This window comes from Sphingobium ummariense RL-3 (assembly GCF_000447205.1).
GTDB classification, from domain to species: Bacteria; Pseudomonadota; Alphaproteobacteria; order Sphingomonadales; family Sphingomonadaceae; genus Sphingobium; species Sphingobium ummariense.
In genome coordinates, this window is record NZ_AUWY01000128.1 from 11,460 (window position 1) to 31,151 (window position 19,692).

Here is a 19,692-nt window from a genome sequence, read left to right on the forward strand (position 1 = left end):
TAGCAAAAAAGTCTATTTTTTGTTAACCTCGTTCGCCGACCCTTGAGGGCGGCAAGTAAAACGGGGTTGCAAAAGATGAATATCAAACTGACTGCTCCGGCGCTTGGCGCCGGGGCCATGGTCGTGACTGTCGTTGCGGCGGCTGCGGCCATTATATCCGGAGGAATTACTCCATCCACTAAGACGGTTGTAAGTTCGACAACGACCGCCGGTACAAGCAAGCTCGCCGTCACGGCATCGACGACGGTGACCGTCGGCGCGACGGCAGCGACAGACACGACCAGCACCGACTTCGCGGATTTCGATTTTGCCGGTGGGACGCGTCTGCCGGCAAAGGCGACGCTGTCGCTGGGTGATGCGACATTCCGGCCCGGGGTCAACATCGCCTATGTGCCGGTGACGCTTGACCGGCCGACGCCGAACACGGTGATCGCGCGGATCATCACCCAGAACGGCTCGGGTGCGACGCGCATGGTATCGGGCAGCAACTATCAGACGGTCGATACCGTGGTGATCTTCCGCCCCGGCGATCCTCTGCGGCAGACGGTCGAGGTGCCGATCGTCAGCGCCGCCGAGGGCCAGTTCTTCCAGATGAAACTGCGTGAAGCCCCATGGGGCGGGCTGCAGGGGCAGGCGGTCTCGACCATCCTGGCCACCAGCCTGACCGACGCCACGCCCAGGGCGACGGGCACGTTCCGCGCGCCGCGCACGTTCCAGCCTTCCGGCACCCTTCAGTTCGAGCTGCTCAAGGACACGCACAAGCGCTCGCCCGACGGCGGCTGGAACCGCTGGGCCACGTCGCTGTCTCACGGCCGCACCCAGATCGCCAACCAGGAAACCGGCCTCTATCTCGATTCTTCGGTCTTCCCCGGGATCGAAGGCCCCGTCTATTGGGGCACAAAAGGTCTCGTGCTCCATAGTCAGAAGCTCAAGACGCCGATCACCTATGAAGGCGCGCAGTGGAACTATGGTGCGACGGTGCTCGACGGGCGCAACTTCCTCGACACCCAGATCGGCTATGGCCAATATGAATGGGACGCGTGGATGCCGAACCGGCGCGGCTCCTGGCCGGCTCTCTGGCTGATCTCGACCGCCGGCTGGCCGCCGGAAATCGATATCTATGAGGGTTTCGGCTACCAGAGCTATTGGGACTTCGATCGCCATGTGGGCCAGACGATCCATGTGGGCGCCAACAGTACCCGCTATGAGGGGCGCGGCATCGTCATTCAGACGGAGCAGGCCTATGGCCTGTCCGGCTATTCGCAAGACTTCCACCGTTTCGCCGTGGACATCCAGCGCGACTACATCACCTGGTTCGTCGACGGGAAGGAGACCTACCAGTCGGTCAATCCGTTCAACGGCTTCCGCTGGTACCCGATCATGGACGTCGCGGTGCGGACCGACGGCGCCTATGACGATGGCTCGGGTGACATGATCATCCGCAGCTTCAAGATCTACTCCGCGCCATAAGGGCGGACGGGGGCGCCTCCGGCCAGGGCATAGAGGCGCCCCCAGCTCTTGATCCACTGCCCGGCGATGTCGACGCGCCGCGCGCCTGGCCACAGCAGGCCGGCGAGCCCGGCCGTCCGCAGGACCAATATGGCCGCCGACCGCGCGCAGAGCATCAGGGTTGCGCCCGGCCCTTTCGCTCGCTTGCGGCGGCTTACCGTCTCGGTAAAGCCGATCCGCCACATGCGCGCGAACACCCAGCCGATCCGGGCGCGATCGGGCGTCACCCATTCGCTGACCCGCGCATCGGGCGCCCAGCCAAAGCGGCCCCCTGCGTCGCGCAGCCGGGACAGGAAATCCAGATCCTCGCCTCCGCTGCGGTCGAAACGCGGGTCGAAGCGTGGCGCGGGCACCCGTTCCAGCGCCCCGCGCGTCAGCAGCAGGTTGTTGCTGGCCCACAGCATGGGCGTCGGCCCGGCCCGGCGCTCCTCCGGGCGGAACACCAGCGTCTGCGACGTCCAGCGTGGCCGATCGCCGACGAAATGGGGCTCGACCGGCCCGCCGACCGCATCCGCACCGGTTTCCGCCTGGCACGCGATCAGCGCATCCAGCCAGCCGGACTGCGGCCATTCGTCGTCGTCGATCATCGCCAGCTGGCGCATCGCCGGGTCGGCCAGCGCGGTTTCCGCAATGGCGTTGCGCACCGCGCACAGGCCCGGCCGCTCGACGACCACGGCGCGCAGGGGCAGCGCATAGCCCCGAAGGACCAGATCGGCCGCGACCGCCGCGCCCTCCCGCCGCACGCCGTCATTGTCGGCCACCAGCAGCAGCACGTCGTCGCGCTGCACCTCGCGCTCCAGCGTCTCGAGCAGGTGGCGTAGCTGCGCCGGCCGGCGGAAGGTCGGCACGGCGATCCAGATGCGCGCGCTTTGCGGCATCAGGCGGCTGCTCCTGCCGTCGGTGCGGCCCGGCGCCCGCCACGCTGCAGCCATTTGATCGCACGATGCCCCTGCACCTCGACCATATGATAGCTCGCCCAACAGAGCAGCCACGTCGCAGCAAGCATTCCCAGCACGAACAGCCCGTCCCAGCCGGTCATGCCCCGGCCATGCGCCACGGTCATGGCCCGCGCGGCGATGTCGCGCACCAGCGGGTGCCAGAGGTAGATGGAATAGCTGATGAGGCCGAAGTGGAAGCTGACCCGATTGGCCATCACCGCGCGCGCCGCGGCGCCGTTATAGTAGCAGGCCAGCACCAGCAGCGGCATCAGGCAGACCACCACGACATCGCCGACCGGCAGCAGGAGCGCCAGAGCGATCGCCGCGCACGCCGCCGGGAAGCCCGTCGCGCCCGCCAGCACCCGCCGGCACCAGTCCCGGTCGGCGCAGCGATAGGCGATCACGCCGAGGGAGAAGCCGGCGAGGCAGCGCAGCAGGGTCAGCACCGTGTCGGAATCATTGACGTCCAGCGGCCCGCTCGCGCCCCGGCCGGAGGCAGCGACCAGCACCAGCACCCCCACTGCCAGCGCCAGTTGCGCCCAGGCCCAGCGGGAAAAGGCGAGTGCGGCGATCAGCGGATAGAGCAGATAGGCCGCAACCTCGGTGCTGACCGACCAGCTGTTGCCCGCGATCGGCTGCGTGCCCCATCCCCAGCTCTGCACCATCAGCAGATTGGTCAGCAGATTGGGCGCGTCGAGCGCGATGGTCTGGCTGCCGGAGACGTTGAGCAGGATGCGCGCGGTAAAGACCATGGTCACGACGAAATGCAGCGGCCAGACCCGCGCCATGCGGTTGACCAGGAAATCTCCATAGCGCTTCGCCGACGGGTTGCGGGCGACCCGCTCATAATAGCCGTAGGAAATGACGAAGCCGCTCAGGATGAAGAAAAGGTCGACGGCCAGATAGGCGCGCGAGAAGAGCGGGATCGCGAACTGCGCAAAGGCGGGATTATGCGGGATATGATAGAGCAGCACCGACACTGCGGCGATGCCGCGCAGGCCGGTCAGGGATGCGATTCTCATGCGACGCGGTACCTTGTTGCGGGGGCAGCGTCGAAGGAGGCGGCCATCGCCTCCCACAACGGCTTGCGGCCCATGTCGCTGTCCAGCGGCAGGACGCGCGACAACTGCCCGTCGGGCCATTTGTAGCCGGGATAGGTGGACAGCCAGGAATAGCGGTCGCTCAGGCCCCAGCAGAGGACCGATCCCATGGCCGGGTTCGCCAGCGCCACGTCCAGGAAGGCGCGGCCCACCGCTGCCACCTCCCGGTCGCGCTTTTCGGGATTGGGCGGTCCGCCCAGGTCGGCAATGTCGAACTCGGTGACGGAAAGCCGCACGCCATAGCCGGTCAGCCGGTCGAGGAAGTCCGCGAACAGCCGATCGTTGAACGGCTCCTTATAGGGCTTCAGGTGCCCCTGGATGCCGATCGCATCCACCGGCACGTCGCGCCCCTTCAACCGGTCCAGCAGCTTGAGCAGCGCCGTGCGCCGCCGCTCGCAGCGGGGCGAGTCATGCTCCAGCCCGTAGTCGGTCAGGTACAGCACTGCCTTTGGGTCCGCCTCGCGCGCCCGGTGGAACGCGATATCGATGTAGCGCTCGCCCATCGCGCGCCACCACAGATTGTCCATGCGCATCCCGTCGGCGCGGCCCTGGTCGGGCTCGACCGCCTCATTGACCACGTCCCATTCGGCGATGCGCCCGGCGAAGCGGGGCATGGCGGTGTCGATATAGTCGGTCATCAGCTTCTGCCGCGCGCCGGCGTCGGGCGCGGCCTCCAGCGCCGGCTCCAGCCATTTGGGATTGGCGGCATACCAGACCAGCGTATGGCCCCGCATGCCCATGCCATGCTCCTGCGCGAAGGCGGCGATCGCCTCCGCACCCTCGAAATTATACTTGCCGGGCGCAGGCTGGGTGGTGCTGCGCTTCAGTTCGAACTCCTCGACCAGCACATCGCATTCCCGCACCACGGCGGCACGGAAAGCGGGGTCGTCGCGCAGCAGCTTCGACCGGACGGCCGCGCCGAAGCCCCGGCCCGAACGGCGCGCATGGGCGGCCAGGCCCTCCGGCGAAGGGCTCTGCGCCGCACCCTTGGGAATCGGGGAGCAGGCGGCCAGCGCCACCGCACCCGCCAGGAAATCGCGCCGCCTCATGGAAGCCTGGGCTTTCCCGCGCTCACCAGCTGCGCGAAGTCGATCCAGCGGTCGGACAGCTTGCGATAGACCGCGTCGGGCAGCACGATCTGCATCAGCACCGTGGCCGCAAGGCGCGGGCCGAAGGCGCCCCGCAGCAGCGCCTTCACATAATAGCGCATCGCTTGGGTGGGATGCGCCGGCCAGAGGCTCTTGGCCGCATGCCAGCCCATATAGGCGGCAAAGGCGCGCGGGGAGATGTGGGGACGCAGGTCGAGCAGCCAGGCAAGACTGCCGATGCTGCCGCGGACATGCGACAGGCGATGCTCCGCGCGCCGGTCGGCCCAGATCGTGCCGGGCCGCTCGGTCATCAGGAAGCGCGCGCCGGCGAGCGACAGGCGCACGGCAAAGTCGGTATCGTCGCCGAATCTCACATCCTCCCGGTAGCGCACCCTGCCCGCGAGCGGGCGGCTGAGCGCCAGGCTGCTGGTCTGGATGAAGCCCCGGTCGCACATCAGGTAGCGATCGATCGCCTCGTCGCTGGCAATCGCGCGCGGCGGCTTCAGGAAATTGCGTCCCGCGCCCCGGTCGGCCAACACCTGCCCATAGGCCACCACCTCGTCGCTCTGCTGCAACAGGGGGAGGAGGTCCGCCAGATGATGCGGCAGGAAACGGTCGTCGCAATCGAGGAACGCGACATAGCGCCCCAGCGCGGCGTCGATCCCCGCATTGCGCGCCGCCGCCGCACCGCGATTGGGCTGGGACAGGACTCGCAGGCGCGGATCGCCGATCTGCGCCAGCGCCGCTTCGGTGCCGTCGGTCGATCCGTCCACCACGACGATGACCTCGATCAGCGGCACGGTCTGCTCCAGCGCGGACAGCACCGCGCCGACCACCATGTCGCGCCGCTGATAGGTCGGGATCACCACCGAAAAGATCGGGACGGCGGCTTCCTCCTGAAGCCGGGACGTCGGTTGCCAGGACGCCATCACGGTCGGGCAGCGCCGCTCAGGGCATCGGCCTTGCCGAAGCGAAGGACGAAGCCGTTGACCAGCGTCCGGTAGAGCGGCTTGGGCAGATAGGAGCGCAGGATCTGCCGCGCGATCACCCGGGGCGGCACGCCGCCCCTCAGCCAGCCGAGCAGGAGGTCGCGGATCGCCGCCACCGGGCGGATCGGCGCCATGTGATAGGCGAGCACCGTCGCGCGATAGCCGCGCCGCGCCCGATCGGTCAGCATGTGGCCGCAGCGGTCGAGCCAGTCGAGCGAGGTCTCATAGCCCCGGACATAGGAGGTCCGCCCCGCCTCGGTCGCGTCCAGCCAGACCGTCAGCGCCCGGTCGATCATGCGGAAATGGGCGCCTGCCGCCTGCAACCGCACGCAGAAATCCAGGTCCTGCCCCTTCTTCAGCGCCGGGTCGAACAGCACCCGCTGCGCCAGCGCGGTCGGCACGACCATGGTGGACGTCTGCATGAACTGGTTGGCGCAGAACAGATATTCGCCGACATCCTCATCCTCGCGGATGCCGCGGTCGGGCCGTATCCAGTAACGGTCGACGCCCCGGTCGACCTTCATCCGGGAATAGAGCACGGTCGATCCGTCGTCGCCCGCCAGCGCCAGCGCCATGGTGGACAGCTTGCCGGGCAGGAACAGGTCGTCGGAATCGAGGAAGGCGATGTAGCGCCCGACCGCCGCCTCTATGCCTCGGTTGCGCGCCGCGCCTCCTCCTGCATTCTCCTGCCGGATGTATCGCACGCGCGCGTCGCCGATCGCCGCGATCACCGGCTCGGGATCGTCGCGCGACCCGTCGTCGACCACGATGATCTCATAGTCCGTCCAGTCCTGCGACCGCACCGACTGGATGGTGTCCGCCACCAGATGCGCGCGGTTGTAGAGCGGGATCACGACAGAGAAGAAGGGGGGCTGCGTCATGCGCCGTGCACCTTTCGATATTCTTCGTAGCGCAGGCCAGTGAGGCCGGCGACCTTACCGGCCGCGCGGTAGAGCTTGCCCAGCCGCTCCACCCGCTTGCCGCGGTCGAGGGTGAGGAGGGGGCCTACGGCGCCGACGACAAACCCGGCGGCGATGCGCGGCATCTCCCCGGCCGCCGTGCGCAGCCGGCCCTTGTGGAAGCGCTCGACCATCATGTCGGTCATGCCGACGCGATAGCCGCGCATCAGCAGCCATTTCGCCGTGACGCGGCTGGCCGGGATCAGCTCGGTAACGGTCGCTTCCTCCGACCAGGCGAAGCGCATGCCGGCACGCTGCATGCGGGTGAAGAGCTGCTTGTCGGACCCGCCCGTCAGCGCCATGCGCTCGTCAAAGGGACGCCGCCCCATCCGCCGCAATGCTTCTGCGCGCACCAGAACATTGGCGGTGCTGTCGACCAATGTTACGATGCCGGAACGACCGCGCGACTTCGGCTGGAGCAGGGGATGCCGCGTCGCCCAATTGGCCAGGTCGCTATCCATCTCGCGCAGCACGGCGCCGCCCACGACATCGGCGTCCCATTGCGCCGCGGCTTCGACCAAAGCATCGACCCAGCCGGGCGACGCAGCCTCGTCGTCGTCCATCATTGCCACATGGGTGACGCCCGGTCGCGCCAGCGCCGCCTCGACCAGCCGGTTGCGGACATGCGGGATGCCCCGCTCGGGAACCGGCAGCGCTTCGATCGGCCAGCGCCAGCCGCGCGACGCCAGCGCCTCGACGACGGCCACTCCTTCCTGCCGCTCGGCATCATTGTCGCCGACGATGACCTCGACGGCGTGGCGGGTATCGAGCGCCGCCAGCGAATCCAGCGTCCGCCGGATTCCCTGCGGTCGGCTGCAGGTGGGAATGCAGATAATGACGCTCGCCATCATGCGGTCTCCGGCTGCTGAAGAAAGCGGCGATGCCATGCGACCTGCGGGCGCGCCTTGTAGGTGGCGTGCGCGGTCGCCATCGCCGCGAGGAAGATCACCCAGACCTGCCTGTCCTTGTCGAAGAAGGATGTTTCCAGCAGGTTCTGGTAGAGGACGAACACCCACAGCGCGAAGGCCGGGACCATCAGCCGCCGGTTCTCCGCATTGGCGCCGGTCAGAAACCACCAGGCGGGCAGGGCTACGAAGGAAATGAGGAGCAGGATCAGCCCGATCGGTCCCGTCGTCACCAGGATTTCCAGATAGCCGTTATGCGAATGCGCCGTCAGCAGCTGAAATTCCTGGTTCAGATAGTCGAACGCCGGGGAACGGGCGCCCACCTGCCAGAAGCCGCCAAACCCCGCCCCCAGGAAGGGATGGTCCTTCAGATAGGCAAGATCGACCTCCCAGATCGACACGCGCCCGGTGAAGGATGTGGGATCGGCGAACAGGCGCTCGATCGTCGGCTGATAGACGACGTAGAGCCACAGGAAGCCGACCATGCCGATCCCGACGAGCAGCAGCAGGATCGCCCGGCGCTGGGTCGAATCGCTCAACAGCCGATAGACCGCGCAGACCCCTAGGATGCCGAAGGAGAGGGCGAGCGACGTCTTGCTCTTCGTGCCCACCACAAAGACGAAGGCCATCGCGGCGAACAGCACATACACCCATTTCTTGGTGTCCACCCAGGCGTTGACGCACACCATGAAGCAGAGCGCCATCACCGCCCCGGCGATATTCTTGTGGAAGAAGAAGCCGCGCCACGCGCCAACCAGCGCCTGGTCGCTTTCGCTCGGCGGATGGACCGCGGCCGGCGTCAGCGGCAGCGACACCCAACATATGACGAGCGAGACGATCAGCGCGTAGCGCAGCGCCTGCATCAGCCGCTCCGGCCCGATCAGCGACAGGGCGCTGAAGGTGATGTAGATCACGATCAACTGCTGCATCGCGCGCTTGAACGACACGAAGGGATCGACGCCCCAGCTGCAGGTGATGAAGAACCAGCCCAGCATGATGGCCAGCGGCCAGAGGGTGAAACGATAGCGCGGCGGATAGCGCCGCACCAGCTGCACCCCCGTCAGCAGCAGAGCGAAGCCGATGAACAGCGCCTGCTTGAACAGGTCGGACCCGTTATTGTCCTGCGCCATCGCCACCAGCTCTTCCTGCGTGCGCGATGCGAAGGGCTGCTGGCCGATGAAGACCATCATCAGGAAGATGAAATAGAACGCCTGCGCGACGAGGACGAGGCGTGCGCTCTCCTTCTCCGGCTCCCTGGTTTGCGGGAGGAGGCTCGCGCTGCGCTGCCAGACGGCGGTCGTCATCCGCGCGCCTCCCGCCACTGCCGGTCGAGCCGCCAGATGCCGAGCATCATCACCAGCTGGGACAGGACGACACCTGCTACCGAGAAGACGGGTGTCGTCGCGAGCGTGAGGGCCGCGACCGCGACGATGCCCACGCCGCAGCTGCGCAGGCTCTGGGCTGCAAGCGGCCGAAATGCGCGCCGTGCCTGCGTCATCACGCTCATCGGGGTCTGAATGCACTGGATGAGCGATAGGAGGGCGCAGAGCAGCACCGCGGTGGCGACGGTGCCATGGTCCAGCGTCGGTTTCAGGATCAGCTCCGGAAAGCCGTACAGCACCACCGCCGCCAGCACGCATGTCGCCAGCCACAGCATCACCAGCGCGCCCATGAACACGCGCTCCGACCGGATCGCCGCCTCATGGTCCCCACGCGCCACGGCGCGGGTCATGCGGGGACGCTCCAGCTGGGTCAGCGCGGTGATGCAGACATTGACCGGGCGGAAGAACAGCATGCCCACCGCGATCGGCGCGAAGGCCGCCGGCCCCGCCAGCAGCGTCACGCCATAGCTGTGCGCGTTGGACGTCGCCTCGGTCGAGAGCACGCCGACCAGTGTCCAGGCGGACTGGTCGCGCCAGACCGGGCGGTAGCGGCGCAGCGCCTCGACCGGCGCCAGGGCGAAATGGTCGCGCAGATAGGCGACACCGAAAGGGAGAAGCCCGGCCAGACTCGCCAGCAGCAGGATGCCGCCGATGGAGGGCAGCGTCGCGCCGGTGCGCATCGCCACCAGCAGGCCGACCAATATCGTGGCCGCATAGGCGATGTCCGACCGTGCGGCACGGGCAGGCGCATGATGGGCATAGGCATTGGAACGGCCGAACCAGCGCACCAGCTGGAGCATGCCGGTCACGCCAAAGACCAGCGCGGCCATCGGCGTCGCCATGACCCAGGCGATGGCGCCGCAAACCAGCCCCTGCGCCATGCACAGCAACAGGTTCACCGGATAGAAGAAGGCATGGGCCGCCGGGTCATGCTCCTCATGCTGGTTGACCGCGATGGTATAGGGCGTGGCGACCAGCGCGTTCGACAGGCTGTAGCCGAACTGGATGATGACGAGCAGGAAGGCGAGCGTGCCGATCGCGCTGGTGCCCAGGTGATGGATCGAGAAGATCTGCACCAGCAGATGACTGACCGACACGATCGCCGACGACAGGCTGGCGAGCCCGAACCGGCCGAATATGCTACCAAGGCGTTGGACGCGGCGCGCCGCGACGGGCGCGTCAGCCATGGCGGTGCTTCCAGATCAGCCACAAGGCGTGGGGATTGGTCGTGATGTACCGCCAGGCGAGTTGGCGCGGCCGGGTGGCCATGCGGTGCAGCCACTCCAGCCCGGCCTTCTGCATCCATAGCGGCGCGCGGGGATAGTCGCCGGTGATATAGTTGAACAGGCCGCCGCAGCTGACGATCCAGCCCGCCTTGATCCGGTCGCGGTTGCGCACGCAGAACGCCTGTTCGCGCGGCTTGCCGGTGCCGACCCACAGGACGTCGGGCGCGGCGGCGTTGATCGCGTCGATGATCGCGTCCTCTTCCTCCGGCCGCCAGAAGCCGTTGCGGCGGCCCGCGACCTTCAGGCCCGGCGCCATTTCCAGGATCTTCCGGGCGCAGGCGGCGTTGACGCCCTCGTCGGCGCCCAGCAGATAATAGCTGACGCCGGCCCGCGCGGCCGGCTTCAGGCTGTCGGTGAACATGTCGGTCGTGCTCGACCGGTCGACGATGACCGGCCCGCCGAGCCAGCGGGAGGCCATGACGATCACCTGTCCATCGGCATGGATCAGGTCTGCCTGCGCGAGGTCGCGCGCAAAGGCGGGGTCGGTGGCGTTCATCGACAGCCCCTGGCCATTGCAGTCGAAAACCAGCAACGCCCGCTGTCCCAGCATCCTTCGAACCGGCGCCTCGGCCAGCATTCGGTCGATGAGTGCCTGGAGCGAGAGCGTCGACACCGGCACACCGCCGACATGCGCGATCTCGCCCTCGGGCCGGGGGGCGGGGGGCAGCGGCAGGTCTCTGCCCAGGGCATGCTCGGCGCTCATGCGATCACCGTCCCGGCGATGGCGACGCCATGCCGGTCCAGGTCGTCGATGATGCGTCGCATCCCGGCGATCCGCGTGTCGCCGCGCCGGGCGACCAAGGTCACCGCGTCGAAGCCGGCAAGAATGCTGCCGAAGGGCGTCTGCCCGCCTTCGCGCTCGGCGAGGGAGAAGAGCATCGACGTTTCGCGCAGGCCCCAGCCCGCCGCCGTTTCCGCCAGCGGCCCCCTGGTGATCAGGCTTGCCGCGCTGCCGGATGCGCGTCCCGCAGTCATCAGCCACAGATCCTCGATCGCCGTCCGCGCGGCCGGGAGCAGTGCGGTGCCGCCGGTCAGCTGCTCGGCAAGGCCCGTCTTGTTGGCGATGCGGAACAGGCGGTCGAGCGAGGGATTGTCGAGGTCGACGTCGACCAGCATCGTCTGCCCGTCCATCTGGGCCATCGCCACGGCCAGGTTGGCCGCCAGGATCGCCGCCTCGTCCCCCGCGTCGACCGACAGGATAGCAAAGCGCAGCGCCGCGCCGTCCGCGCTTCCGGCGGCCCGCCGCATCCGCGCGCGGATCGCCCGGACCTTGGCCGCATAGGGATCGGCGGGATCGAAGGCGCTGACGACCAGCGGGTCGATGCGCGGGTCGCCCGGCGACAGCAGGCTGAAGCCCCCCTGCATCGCGGTCAGCAGGGCTGCCGCGTCCCGGTCCATGAGCCCCAGGTCCACCGCCGCCTCGGCAAAGGAAAGGCCGTTGGCCTGGCCGTGCGCCTCGACGCGGCCCATGTCCGGCTCGGCAAGGAAGCCATGGTCGACTGCCAAGCGCGCAAGCACGCGTTCGTCCCGTCCTTTCGGCTTGAGGCCCGCCTGGGGGGCGGCGGTCAGATGCGGATGGGCGCTAGCCGTGGAACGCAGTCTCATGCGGCCTCCTGTCGCTTGAGGAACCAGCCGCCCATGGCGGGGGCCGGCATCAGTTCGGTGATCACGTCGACCTGGGTGGCGCGGGCGAGGCCGCTGGCCGAACGCACGCGGGGGTTGAGGATTTCGGCAAGCACCACGAAGGCGACGCCGCCGATCAGGCCGAGCGCGACGCCGCCCACCAGCCAGAGCGGGATATTGGGCGTCGCCGGCAGCAGTGGCACCGACGCCTCGTCCAGCAGGCTGGCATTGGGCTGGGAGATCTGGCTCTTGAGTGCCGCCTCGTTGAAGCGCTGGCGCACCGTGTCGTAGGTCTGCCGCGCTGCATCGACATCGCGCTGCATCACCATCAGTTGGTCCTGCACATCCGACATGCGGATCATACGATCTTCCTGCGCCGCCATATTGGCCTTGAGATCGCCTTCGCGGCGGTTGGCGGCGACGCTGTTGGCGCGGACCGCGCCGGACTGGCTGCCGCGCGCCGCAGCGAGCTTCGACTGGAGTTCGGAAAGCTGGGCGTTGGCGGCGGCCATCGTCGGGTGGTTCGGGCCGAGCGTCTTGGACAGCTCCTTGACCCGCGCGGCCTGTGTCGCCACCTCCTGCTGCAGGTTCTGGACGATCAGCGATCCTTCGATGTCGGAAACCGATCCGGCACCGGCCTTGGAACGCGCTGCCGCCGCCTCCGCCTGCGCCTGGGTCAGGTGATAGGACAGGTTCTTGAGCTTTTCCGCCTCCAGGTCCATGCGGTTGATGCCGATGATGTCATGGGCCCGCTGAAAGTCGGACAGCTTCTTCTGCGCCAGCTCGTAGCGGTGGCGCACCTCCTCCGTCTGCTCGTTGAACCATTTGGCCGATCCGCGGGCGGGGGATGCGCGCAGTTCCACCTGTTCGCGCATGTAGATCTGCGCCGCCAGGTTTGCGACCTTCGCCGCCACCACGGGATCGGCATCGAGGAACTGGAGCTGGAGCACGTTGCTCTGGCGGCCGGTGTTCACCGACAGCCCCTTGCGCACCCGCGCCGCCGCCTGCTGCAGCCGCGCCTCCTCGGGCATCTCCTTGGGCAGCGCGTCGACGAAGCCGGCTTCGCGCGCCACTGCGTTGATTACCTTGGCGCTGCGGATGACGTCGGTCTGGGTGCCGATGATGCTTTCCGTGTCGACCCGTCCCTGTTCTGTGCTGCTGTCGGTCGGGTCGGTCTGCGACAGATCGAGCAGCAGGGACGAGGTGCCCATATAGTGGCGCGGCTGAAGGAAGGCCGCGATCGCCACCAGCAGGAACAGGATGGCGCCGACCAGCGCGGCGACGCGCCAGCGCGCCCGCAGCGCGTTCAGCAGGTCGATGGGGTTCATGTTCATAGCCCGTCCACTCCTCGCATCATGGCTCGCATCTCGGCGGCGGGGGTTGGCGCCGGCGCGACGCTGCGCGCCGGCCGCTTCGCCATCAGCAGCAGGAACTGCGGTGCCAGCGTATCCTCGAACATCCAGTGGTCGCCTGCCGGCGTGGCGACGAGCACGGGCTGGAGCCTGGCGATCGCATTGCGCGCCCTTTCCTCCAGGCTCGATGCCTCGTCCCATATCTCCGTCGCGGCCAGCGCCAGGCGATCGACCGAGACGGCCGACATCTGCGATGCGACGATCCCGGCCAGCGCCACCATCCGGCGATCGGCGTCGGCGTCGGCCAGCAGCCGCGCGAACCAGGCATGGGTCGCGACGCTCATCTCCGCCCAATCCTCCAGCGCCGAAGTGAGGCCGCGTTCCGCGTCGCCGGCGGTCAGCCGGTCGCGTCCCGCCGCCTCGGCGACCAGCGCCGCCTGCATGCCGAACAGGCGCGCATGATAGGGCGACCCCATCGCCGCGCCCGCCAGCGCATCCAGCGCATCGGGATCGATCGCGAGGCCCGCATTCTCGCCGCAGCTCAGCAACAGCCGCTCCAGCTCCGGCTTGGGAATGGGGCTGACGCGCTGGGGCGCCAGATGCCGGCGCAGCGAGGGATGCGCGGCGATCAGTCCGTCCACATCGCCGGCGATGCCCACCAGCACAACCTGGACCGGCGAATGAATGTCGGTCAGAAGCTTCAGCAGCGTCGCGACCTCCTGCTTCGTGGCTTCGGACAGCAGCCGGTCATATTCGTCGATGATGAGGATCGAGCGCTGCCGCACTTCCTCCACCAGCAGGCTGGCGAGGCGCGCCACATCCAGCGGGCTGTCCGCCAGAGCTTTGATCCGGTCCTTGCCTGCCGCGCTCATGGGCAGCTCGGCAAGGAAAGGCCGGAACAGCGAGTCGAAATCGGAGTCCCCGCTCGCCGATCCGTACAGTGCGACACATCCAGCCTCATCGGCAAGGTCGCCGAACACGCGGGCGAGCGAGGTCTTGCCCGATCCACGCGTGCCGAAAATGATCGCATGGCGCCGCTGCACGACGATTGCCTCGACGAGCCGCTCCAACTCCTGGTTGCGTCCGGTCAGGCCGTGCCTGTCGGTCACCGGCATGGCCGTGTTGAAGGCGTTGTAGATCGAATCCCGCCGCAGGCTGATCGGACGCAGCGGTACGGCCATCATGCCCATGGCCAGGGGGCGGGGCGCCTCATCCCCGGCCTCCGGTTCTGACCGGTGAAAGCCGGGCTGGGCCGCTTCCTCCAGCAGCAGGGGAGGCTGGACGGGAATGGCGCGCCGTTCCGCGGCGCCGCGCCGGGGCCAGCCGAAAAGCCGGGCCAGGAAACCGCCGCTCGGCCGATCCGGGGCGAAGCTGTGGTCGATCGCCGTCAAAACAGCTTCTCCCGGATGATGAGGACGTCTTCGGGCTTCACCGGATCGTCCAGATTGGCCTGCTCGATTTCCTTGCCCTCGCGGCGCACCTTGATCCGTTTCGTCGATCCGGCGAGCGTCGGGCCGCCGGCCAGCGCCAGCGCCTGGCGGAAGGTCTGGCCCGGCACGTAGGAGAAGGCGCCGGGCTCCTGCACCTGGCCATAGACATAGACCTTCTCGGCGGGGGGCACGAACAGGATGTCCCCGGGATTGAGCGTCCGCCCGGCGCCCGCGCTCATGTCGGCGAGTGAAATGCGTACCGGGCCGCTGCCGTCGGCGGGAGTGAGGATGACCGCGTTCGCGCCATTGGCGGTCGCACCGCCGGCCTTCGCCAGCATCGACGCGACGGTATAGCCATGGTCGAGCGGATAGTTGCCCGCCTGCGGCACATTGCCCAGCACCGTGACGAAGCGGCTGACATAATTGCTCACCTCGACGTTGACTGACGGCTTGGTGAGATATCCGCCGCCCGCATAGCTGGCGGCGATCGTATCGGCGAGCTGCGCGGTGGTCTTGCCCTGCGCCGGCACGGGACCGATCAGCGCCAGCGTGACGGTACCGTCCGCCTTGATGCGGGTGGTGGTGGACAGGTCCGGCTGGCCGAAGACGGCGATCTTCACCTCGTCATCGGGGCCGAGCTGATAGCCGGCGCTCGCGGCGGCGGGGGAGGCCGCCGCCGTGGCCGCGGCGCCCGCGGGTTGGGCCTGCAGCGGTGGCGCCGCCAGCAGCAGGGGCAGGAGAGGAATGGTCTTGAGGAAGTCTCTGGCTGTCACAGCACGTGCTCCCATCTTGTGGTTGAGGTCAAAATCGCAGGACGGCGGACAGCGTCACCTGGGTGCCGCTGTAGTTGGAGACGCTGGTGTCGGTGCGCCGCCGATAGTGCTGCGCGTCCAGCATCAGGTCGAAACGGTCGGTCAGCTTGCGTTGCAGCGTGGCGCCCAGGCGCATGTTGCGATCCGCGCTGATCGAGAAGGGACGCAGCGCCGCGTCCTGCCGGAAACGGCGCCGTTCCCATTCGGCATACAGGCCCGCCGAGGTCAGCTCGCTGATCGCGAACTCTCCGCCGATCCGATAGCGTGAGCTGATCGCAAAGCCGCTGGCGATCAGGCTGTCGTTGACGATGCTGCGCTCGGTTTCCGCCGTCAGCCGGAGGCGCGGGATGATGCCGCTCGTCAGCCGGGCATTCCAGCCCAGCCCGTGATAGTCGCCCACCGCGGCCGAATCGCTCGACACATCCAGCCAGCGCAGCTCCGCGTCGACCTGGGTGATCGGCGACACCGATCGCCGGAAACGCAGCGCATAGGCATTGATCCGGTTTTTGATGGCCAGCTTGCGGCGGTCGCTGACCGTGCGCTCATAATAGGCCGTCAGCGTGCCGAAGCTGGGTTTGTTGTAACCGATGCCGCCGCGGAACGTGTCGCTCGTCTGGTCGGCATAATCGAAGCGGTCGGCATTGCGGGTGGTGTCGCGCTGGTAGCCCGCCAGCGGAAACAGGCCCGGCCGCTCGCAGGACAGATCCGCCCCAAGGGTGGAGAAACGCTGGAGATTTTCCGTGGCCTGGTTGAGATCCCCATAGTCGGCGCGTTGCTGTCGATAGGCAGCACGCGGGGTGAGGCCGCAGGTCGCGCCGAAGAGGATGGTGGCCTTCGCCTCGCCGTCCAGCCGCAGCTTGCTGCGCTGCCCTTCGGACAGGAACTGGTCATAACCGGCCTTGGCGCGAATCGCGATTTCATGGCGGCCGATGGGATGGGCATAGCCCAACTCGACGGATGGCGTGACGATCACGTCGGCGGTCGGATCCTCGCTCCGATCGTCCACGCGATAGACGTTGTCGTCGTAAAGTATGTCGAGCCCGGTGGTGATCTGGAGCCCGAGCTTCTTCTGGCTGTTGTCGCCTTGTGCCGGTGCCTGCGCCTGTTGCGCACGGGCCGGCACGGGCAAGCCGCCGGCCATCACGGCACCGCCCAGTACAGCCGCAACCGCCGCTCGGGGCCAAGCCAAATCCGATGTTGCAGACGCACAACATCGCGCCCGCAACCGCAGGTGTTCAAAACTTTGCAAGCACAGAATCCTTATTGCATTGCAGCAATGAGGCGATGCTAATCTGAATTGTGCGCAAAACCCACAGGGGCGGATGCGACTGGTCGCGCCAAAGCAACGGCTCGTTTCATAGCCGTGCCGCATGTCGTTACGGTAAAAAAACGACCGGCGAAATGGTTAATCTGGGAGCAAGGAAAAGGGATGAACCCTCAGAAGATGAGCCAGGCGATTCCCGCTACGGCCCCGACGAAAGCAAGGATGCCTGCCCAGCGCGACAGCAACTGGATGGCGTTTTCCGCGCGATCGACAATGTTCTGATCCGCAACCTGCTGAGAGGGGTGCGTGATGGTCCTAGCATGTCCAGCCTTGGGCTGCGCTGCGGCAATCGTTGCAATCTCGTCCGCCACCGGTCTTGTCCTAGCCACTTTCTGAACAAACGTTCATATACCATTTTACGGTTCACAAAAAGTTTACGAGGCCCGCAAAGGGGCCTCGTTTCGTCGCAAAAATGGCGGTGGTCTGTGCGCGGCAAGGGCGCGGAAAGATGCAGATGGTCAGTAGGCGTTTCTGTGTACCAACACGTTGACCGTGCCGATCAGGATGGCGATGTCGCGCATCAGGCTCCAGCCGTGGAGATATTCGAGATCGGCCTCGACCCGGTTCAGGATGTCGCGGCGCGTTTCGGTGGCGCCGCGGAAACCACGGATCTGCGCCAGGCCGGTGATTCCGGGCTTCAGGGCGTGACGATGCCAATATTGGCGATCGACCTGCCAGAACAGCTGCTCTTCCGCCGTCGAACCGAGGGCGTGGGGGCGAGGACCGACCAGGCTCATCTCGCCGAGCAGTACATTGATGAGCTGCGGCAGCTCGTCGATGCTGGTTTTGCGGATGAAGCGGCCGACGCGGGTGATGCGGTCATCGTCCCGGCGGGTGGAGGTTGCACCGGCGGTGTCGCACTGTTCCACCCGCATGCTGCGGAACTTCAGGATGGCGAACAGCCGGTTGCCGCGGCCGATCCGCTCCTGGCGGAAGAAGATCGGCCCCGGCGAATCGAGGCGGATCGCGATCGCCACGACGATCATCAAGGGCGCGAACGCGATCAGCACTGGCACCGTCAGGGCGATGTCGAGCAGCCGCTTCTTCGCCCGGTTGGCGAGGTTCAGCGGTCCGCGCGCCACCACCAGCGTCGGCACGCCGCGGCAGCTCTGCACCGCAAGCGGCGCCAGCGAATCAAGTTCGGGCGCGACGATCTCGCCCAGGATGTTGGCTCCCTTCAGCATCTGCGCCCAATCGGCTTTGCGGTCGGGCGGGCAGGAGATGACGACGCGGTCGAAATCACGCAGCAGCATGCCCAGCCGGTGCAGCATATAGGGGTCGTCCAGATCGGCCTTCAGGCCCATGACACCGGCGTCGACGATCGTCATTCCGCGAACATCCTCGGGGATGATGGCCTCGTCGATGATCAGCAACTGGGGGAACAGGCTGTCGCCGAATCGGCGGCGCACGGCATGCACGATCAGCACGCGCTGGACCGCCAGCAGCATCCCGCTGCACAGCAGGCCAGCGGAGATACCAAGGCGCGAGAGAGACCCCGTCGCCTTCGCCGAGAACAGCACGAGCAGGAAGATCAGCAATGTTCCAGCAAAAGCCGTTGCTGCACTGCGGCATGTTGCAGTGAGGCTGGTCAGGCAGCGCGGATTATAGGCCTGGCAATGGAAGGCGACGATGGCATAGACCATCAGGCCCGCCGCCAGCGGCTGCCACAGGTCGCGCGCCAGTCCCGGCACGGACGCCGTCCGCATGCCGAGCGCGAAGCCGGTGGCGAGGGCGGCCATGTCCGCCAGCACCAGCAAAACACAGAGCCACAGCCTGGCATTCCGCTGAAGCGCGGCGGTGGCAGGCTGGCGATGGGGCACGCCCTCGATCGCCAGATCGATCTTTGACATCGGCAACCCTTTTTGTGTCGTGACGTCTCCCACCACGCCGCTCCCTGGGGGAACGAGCGGTGACAAGCCTTGAGAGACATCCGCTGCCTTTGATTTATGTTGCGAAGCAGCAGGACATAATTGCCTGATGGTGACAACGTTGATTGGGACAGCCGGGCGTGCATTTCCGACGATCCGTTGTTGCACCGCCCGCATCATCCGTTCGTCGCGGATAAGCGGCGACAGGCTGGGTCAGCGGTGCGACGGAATGCTTGAGGGGTCTGAAGCGGGAAGACGACTCAGCGCGGGCGGCCGAAAATCGCCCAGCCCAGGCCGATGACGACTGCGGCAAGCACCGTGGGACCGGACCAACGCGATACGAAGGAAATGATGACCTCCGCCTTTTCGGCGGGGAAGGGCCAGATCGTCGGAAGAAGCCCCTTCTCCGGCGGCACGCCCACCGGATCATGGCGCGGCGCGGAGAGGGCGTCCGCATTGTCGCGGTCGCTATCTCTGGGATCGGGAGAGAGATCTATCATCGGACTGTCCACATCCCAGCGCCGCCATGCTCCTGATCAGGATAGCGCCGGGTCGGAAGATGGAAAGCGGAAAGCGCCTCTCGCTCACGCCTCCGTCCGAATCGGCCCTGAAAAGTCGGATTCCGACGGGAATGAGCCTTCCCGTGAGGGATTTCGGGTGAAACATGCCTGAAATTCACGGCTTGCACGCCGAACCTGACATTCACCCGATGGACCAGCGCGCGCGCTCTCGCTATGGCCGGTGCGCATCACCAATGCAAAGGAAGGCAATAGTACATGAATAACAGCGATCTCGCCGACACCCTTGCGGCTGCTCAGGGCATCACCAAGGCCGATGCGCGCAAGTATGTGGACGGCGTCTTCGCCGCCATCGCCGACGCGGCGGCCAAGGGCGATGAAGTGTCGATCAACGGCTTCGGCAAGTTCAAGGTGAAGGATTCGCCGGCTCGCGAGGGTCGCAACCCGGCCACGGGCGAAACCATCCAGATCGCCGCTGCCAAGAAGCTGTCGTTCGCGCCGGCCAAGGCGGTCAAGGACAAGCTGAACGGCTGATCTCAAACGCCCCCTCCCGCTTGCGGGAGGGGTTCGGCGGGCCAGCGCCGCGATCGACGCTGGAAGACCCGCCCC

The 19,692-nt window shown here is 67.0% G+C and carries 19 protein-coding genes; 2 read left to right on the forward strand and 17 right to left on the reverse strand.

The window, feature by feature from the left end; translation table 11 throughout:
• Nucleotides 1-117: 117 nt before the first annotated feature.
• The gene (locus M529_RS45665; protein WP_408021334.1) at nt 118-1,470 is read left to right on the forward strand and encodes a glycoside hydrolase family 16 protein; all 1,353 of its coding nucleotides are present in this window, start codon (nt 118-120) and stop codon (nt 1,468-1,470) included.
• On the opposite strand, the gene M529_RS45670 is transcribed toward M529_RS45665, so the two are convergent.
• The 17 genes from M529_RS45670 to M529_RS45750 form a co-directional block, all read right to left on the reverse strand.
• Nucleotides 1,455-2,387 carry a glycosyltransferase family 2 protein gene (locus M529_RS45670; RefSeq protein WP_031295667.1) on the reverse strand — a complete coding sequence of 311 codons (933 nt, stop codon included), beginning with the start codon at nt 2,385-2,387 and terminating at the stop codon, nt 1,455-1,457. The two genes, M529_RS45665 and M529_RS45670, sit on opposite strands and share 16 nt — an antisense overlap.
• On the reverse strand, nt 2,387-3,469 hold the full coding sequence (locus tag M529_RS45675; protein WP_021319934.1) for an acyltransferase family protein: 1,083 nt from the start codon (nt 3,467-3,469) through the stop codon (nt 2,387-2,389). The genes M529_RS45670 and M529_RS45675 overlap by 1 nt, the downstream gene beginning before the upstream one ends.
• Entirely contained in the window at nt 3,466-4,596 is a 1,131-nt protein-coding gene (locus M529_RS45680) for an endo-1,4-beta-xylanase (protein ID WP_021319935.1), read from the reverse strand. Before M529_RS45680 ends, M529_RS45675 begins: the two co-directional genes overlap by 4 nt.
• Nucleotides 4,593-5,564, reverse strand: coding sequence for a glycosyltransferase family 2 protein (locus M529_RS45685; protein WP_021319936.1), 972 nt, complete (start codon nt 5,562-5,564; stop codon nt 4,593-4,595). Before M529_RS45685 ends, M529_RS45680 begins: the two co-directional genes overlap by 4 nt.
• The gene (locus tag M529_RS45690) at nt 5,564-6,505 is read right to left on the reverse strand and encodes a glycosyltransferase family 2 protein (RefSeq protein WP_021319937.1); all 942 of its coding nucleotides are present in this window, start codon (nt 6,503-6,505) and stop codon (nt 5,564-5,566) included. Before M529_RS45690 ends, M529_RS45685 begins: the two co-directional genes overlap by 1 nt.
• Complete coding sequence (locus M529_RS45695) at nt 6,502-7,434, reverse strand: glycosyltransferase (protein WP_021319938.1); 933 nt, start codon at nt 7,432-7,434, stop codon at nt 6,502-6,504. Before M529_RS45695 ends, M529_RS45690 begins: the two co-directional genes overlap by 4 nt.
• A complete protein-coding gene (locus tag M529_RS45700; RefSeq protein ID WP_021319939.1) occupies nt 7,431-8,792 on the reverse strand; it encodes an O-antigen ligase family protein in 1,362 nt (453 codons plus the stop codon). Before M529_RS45700 ends, M529_RS45695 begins: the two co-directional genes overlap by 4 nt.
• The gene (locus M529_RS45705) at nt 8,789-10,057 is read right to left on the reverse strand and encodes a polysaccharide biosynthesis protein (RefSeq protein ID WP_021319940.1); all 1,269 of its coding nucleotides are present in this window, start codon (nt 10,055-10,057) and stop codon (nt 8,789-8,791) included. Before M529_RS45705 ends, M529_RS45700 begins: the two co-directional genes overlap by 4 nt.
• A complete protein-coding gene (locus M529_RS45710) occupies nt 10,050-10,859 on the reverse strand; it encodes a WecB/TagA/CpsF family glycosyltransferase (RefSeq protein ID WP_021319941.1) in 810 nt (269 codons plus the stop codon). Before M529_RS45710 ends, M529_RS45705 begins: the two co-directional genes overlap by 8 nt.
• The gene (locus tag M529_RS45715) at nt 10,856-11,761 is read right to left on the reverse strand and encodes a P-loop NTPase family protein (RefSeq protein WP_021319942.1); all 906 of its coding nucleotides are present in this window, start codon (nt 11,759-11,761) and stop codon (nt 10,856-10,858) included. The genes M529_RS45710 and M529_RS45715 overlap by 4 nt, the downstream gene beginning before the upstream one ends.
• Complete coding sequence (locus M529_RS45720) at nt 11,758-13,113, reverse strand: GumC family protein (RefSeq protein ID WP_021319943.1); 1,356 nt, start codon at nt 13,111-13,113, stop codon at nt 11,758-11,760. The genes M529_RS45715 and M529_RS45720 overlap by 4 nt, the downstream gene beginning before the upstream one ends.
• Nucleotides 13,110-14,522, reverse strand: a complete 1,413-nt coding sequence (locus M529_RS45725) for an ATP-binding protein (protein WP_021319944.1) — start codon at nt 14,520-14,522, stop codon at nt 13,110-13,112. Before M529_RS45725 ends, M529_RS45720 begins: the two co-directional genes overlap by 4 nt.
• Nucleotides 14,519-15,307 (reverse strand): polysaccharide biosynthesis/export family protein, encoded by a 789-nt coding sequence (locus tag M529_RS45730; RefSeq protein ID WP_330217790.1) that lies wholly within the window; start codon nt 15,305-15,307, stop codon nt 14,519-14,521. Before M529_RS45730 ends, M529_RS45725 begins: the two co-directional genes overlap by 4 nt.
• 55 nt (nt 15,308-15,362) lie before the next feature.
• Nucleotides 15,363-16,562, reverse strand: coding sequence for an OprO/OprP family phosphate-selective porin (locus M529_RS45735; RefSeq protein WP_236617746.1), 1,200 nt, complete (start codon nt 16,560-16,562; stop codon nt 15,363-15,365).
• Between the two features lie 248 nt (nt 16,563-16,810).
• Entirely contained in the window at nt 16,811-17,008 is a 198-nt protein-coding gene (locus tag M529_RS49940; RefSeq protein ID WP_021319947.1) for a hypothetical protein, read from the reverse strand.
• 147 nt (nt 17,009-17,155) lie between these two features.
• A complete protein-coding gene (locus M529_RS45745) occupies nt 17,156-18,547 on the reverse strand; it encodes a sugar transferase (protein ID WP_021319948.1) in 1,392 nt (463 codons plus the stop codon).
• Nucleotides 18,548-18,825: 278 nt separating this feature from the next.
• On the reverse strand, nt 18,826-19,065 hold the full coding sequence (locus M529_RS45750; RefSeq protein WP_021319949.1) for a hypothetical protein: 240 nt from the start codon (nt 19,063-19,065) through the stop codon (nt 18,826-18,828).
• 276 nt (nt 19,066-19,341) lie between these two features.
• Between M529_RS45750 and M529_RS45755 the strand changes: the two genes are divergently transcribed.
• Nucleotides 19,342-19,617 (forward strand): HU family DNA-binding protein, encoded by a 276-nt coding sequence (locus M529_RS45755; RefSeq protein ID WP_021319950.1) that lies wholly within the window; start codon nt 19,342-19,344, stop codon nt 19,615-19,617.
• Nucleotides 19,618-19,692: the final 75 nt, after the last annotated feature.

Coding starts and splice junctions, on each gene's coding strand:
- M529_RS45710 (WP_021319941.1), bottom strand. CDS start 10,859: ATGAGCGCCGAGCATGCCCTGGGCAGAGACCTGCCGCTGCCCCCCGCC.
- M529_RS45695 (WP_021319938.1), bottom strand. CDS start 7,434: ATGATGGCGAGCGTCATTATCTGCATTCCCACCTGCAGCCGACCGCAG.
- M529_RS45685 (WP_021319936.1), bottom strand. CDS start 5,564: ATGGCGTCCTGGCAACCGACGTCCCGGCTTCAGGAGGAAGCCGCCGTC.
- M529_RS45700 (WP_021319939.1), bottom strand. CDS start 8,792: ATGACGACCGCCGTCTGGCAGCGCAGCGCGAGCCTCCTCCCGCAAACC.
- M529_RS45675 (WP_021319934.1), bottom strand. CDS start 3,469: ATGAGAATCGCATCCCTGACCGGCCTGCGCGGCATCGCCGCAGTGTCG.
- M529_RS45690 (WP_021319937.1), bottom strand. CDS start 6,505: ATGACGCAGCCCCCCTTCTTCTCTGTCGTGATCCCGCTCTACAACCGC.
- M529_RS45680 (WP_021319935.1), bottom strand. CDS start 4,596: ATGAGGCGGCGCGATTTCCTGGCGGGTGCGGTGGCGCTGGCCGCCTGC.
- M529_RS45705 (WP_021319940.1), bottom strand. CDS start 10,057: ATGGCTGACGCGCCCGTCGCGGCGCGCCGCGTCCAACGCCTTGGTAGC.
- M529_RS45665 (WP_408021334.1), top strand. CDS start 118: ATGGTCGTGACTGTCGTTGCGGCGGCTGCGGCCATTATATCCGGAGGA.
- M529_RS45745 (WP_021319948.1), bottom strand. CDS start 18,547: ATGTCAAAGATCGATCTGGCGATCGAGGGCGTGCCCCATCGCCAGCCT.
- M529_RS45755 (WP_021319950.1), top strand. CDS start 19,342: ATGAATAACAGCGATCTCGCCGACACCCTTGCGGCTGCTCAGGGCATC.
- M529_RS45670 (WP_031295667.1), bottom strand. CDS start 2,387: ATGCCGCAAAGCGCGCGCATCTGGATCGCCGTGCCGACCTTCCGCCGG.
- M529_RS45715 (WP_021319942.1), bottom strand. CDS start 11,761: ATGAGACTGCGTTCCACGGCTAGCGCCCATCCGCATCTGACCGCCGCC.
- M529_RS45720 (WP_021319943.1), bottom strand. CDS start 13,113: ATGAACATGAACCCCATCGACCTGCTGAACGCGCTGCGGGCGCGCTGG.
- M529_RS45750 (WP_021319949.1), bottom strand. CDS start 19,065: ATGATAGATCTCTCTCCCGATCCCAGAGATAGCGACCGCGACAATGCG.